Source organism: Oleiphilus sp. HI0128, assembly GCF_001635365.1.
Map to the genome: position 1 here is coordinate 1 of NZ_LWGG01000782.1, position 1,801 is coordinate 1,801.

Annotated in this window: 3 protein-coding genes; all 3 read right to left on the reverse strand. The window is 44.4% G+C overall.

The features are described 5' to 3' along the window. Positions 1-178 precede the first annotated feature (178 nt). Positions 179-625 (reverse strand): cytochrome c, encoded by a 447-nt coding sequence (locus tag A3763_RS11130; RefSeq protein WP_068760024.1) that lies wholly within the window; start codon positions 623-625, stop codon positions 179-181. A 475-nt stretch (positions 626-1,100) separates the two neighbouring features. Next, the gene (locus tag A3763_RS11135; protein WP_068634274.1) at positions 1,101-1,499 is read right to left on the reverse strand and encodes a hypothetical protein; all 399 of its coding nucleotides are present in this window, start codon (positions 1,497-1,499) and stop codon (positions 1,101-1,103) included. A 25-nt stretch (positions 1,500-1,524) separates the two neighbouring features. After that, a partial coding sequence (locus tag A3763_RS11140; protein WP_304440810.1) for a cytochrome D1 domain-containing protein occupies positions 1,525-1,801 on the reverse strand: 277 nt, incomplete at its 5' end.

The following is a 1,801-nucleotide window of genomic DNA, read 5'->3' on the forward strand; positions in this document are numbered from 1 at the left end:
TGGCAGATATTACTTTTAATGAACTCTTACCGACCATGGGGCGAGAATTCCTTGAACAACCAACGATATATTGAAGACCCATAATGAGCCCGAATACCGCCTGACCTGCGAACAGAACCATGGCGAAAATAAAATAGTTTTTTGCAACACTCTGCGATTCGTATTTCATAGCAACTCCCTAACCTTGCTTATTCGGTGGCCAGTCATTGTCATCAATGCGCGAGGTCCAGATCAGGAATTGAGAAACGTTATGTACGTCCTCTTCTGATAAATGGAACTGAGGCATTTGACGGCGACCTGGAACATTTAATGGCTGAATCGCCATCCAGTTTTGCATGAAGCTTTCAAATACCGCCTCATCACCGGCACCATATCGATCAAATACATTTGCAAGTTCAGGTGCAAAGTAAGCCNCTTCCCCCATCAAACTGTGACAACCGATACAATTGTTCTTTTCCCATATTTCTTTGCCCTTCACGACAGCTTCGGTAATATTTTCCCGATGATCTCGCTCCGGCAATATCCGCATTGTGTCAAAGGTCAGCCCGACAAGCAGCAGGAAGAAGAACACCCCACCACCATAATAAATATTTCGGGCCATTCCTTTGGTAAAGTTATCAGCCATGTTTGCCTCCTGTTTTTATCTCTTGCGCCGCTTTTAGTAACGGCTACCGAGCCTTTGAAAACCCGGTATACCCTTGACGGTCACCCCACTTGTAATGTGAACCCTCCTCCTTGATATGCTTTTCTGACATTCAATTATTGGGACAGAAAAACAAGCTCACGACTTAGCTATTACAAATACCGTACCAGGATATAGATCATTGTTTTTATTGTTATTTTTCTGATAAACCTTCATTATGACAACACTTTAAAGAAGTCTAAATGACACCCGTGAGTTAAAATGACAACAGAGAATTAGAAAGGCTTAAACAAGCCACACAGCTTCAATCGGGTCAGAACCATAGCCTCAACCAACCTGTTGGCTACACCCTCTCCGGCTCGTTGGCAGGCTAGTACTAGACAAAAATAGAGAGGGGGGTGTAACCCTATAAGCAAAGCTAGGGGGTTACAGGTTGTGAACAGCAAACGGAAAAGAATCAGACTAGCTTTCTAGCAAAGACTCCCGCGCCCCAAACGCCGCCAAGAAAGGCGAATGCGACGCCGAAGAACACCATGATCAATGCCCGAGTATTAAGCACACTAAGGTCGCCAACACTAAGCATTGATAACATGGCGACGATAAACCCTACCGTTACGGCATTCAGCACGGGCGCACCGCTCTCCGTTAAGGATGTAATAAAACCACCCAAAAAGAAGCTTAGCGCATATGAGCATATGCTGAGAAAGAACCACATCAGGTCTTTGTGTTCACCAATTAATGTGGAGTTTGAAGCAGCTTGACCGATATAAGAGGCAATTAATACATAGGCGAGCTGAGCACTTAGCAGGATCACAATGGTTGCAATACTGCCTAATATTAAAGATCTGAATCTCATGCCCATCGCCCTTTAAAGTATCATGTTAATGACTCGTGCCACGGGAGTAAGTGGTTTTATTAAAGACATTATACTTCCCCGAAGGCTTCGTCATCGGCAAGCGTTTCACTTCCTCAAGCGTTTGCGCATCATAGACAATCAACGCACCGTCCATATCCCAAATACTCATCAGGGCATAGCGACCATCTTTGGTGAATTCAATATGAGCCGCCGTCTTGCCGGGAATAGGCTGCAGTGTTTTAACAATCTCCAATGTCGATTTATCGATAACGTGCATAAGGTCTTTGTTTGGTCCAAAGAAA